The organism is Stenotrophomonas sp. SrG (assembly GCF_050031795.1).
Taxonomy (GTDB): Bacteria; Pseudomonadota; Gammaproteobacteria; order Xanthomonadales; family Xanthomonadaceae; genus Stenotrophomonas; species Stenotrophomonas rhizophila_A.
Map to the genome: position 1 here is coordinate 1 of NZ_JBNBBE010000838.1, position 244 is coordinate 244.

Here is a 244-nt window from a genome sequence, read left to right on the forward strand (position 1 = left end):
CTGTTCCCCGTCCAGGCCGTGCACGGCACGGTCACTTCGCTAGCCGTGGGTACCTCGTACGCCTAGGATCTGTGCCCGGTGATCGGTGCGCAGGGCACCAGCGCGCTGCGCGTGGGCTTCTCCGCGCTGGTGCTGCTGGCGGTGGTCCGGCCGTGGCGCTGGACCACCACGCGCGCCGATGCGGGCGCGATCTTCCGCGACGGCATCACCCTGGGGGTGATGAACCTGCTGTTCTACATGGCGC

1 pseudogene is annotated in these 244 nt (G+C 70.1%); it reads left to right on the top strand.

The annotated features are described in order from the left end of the window. Nucleotides 1-244: pseudogene (locus ACQG3P_RS21890) on the top strand (EamA family transporter); the annotation flags it as partial.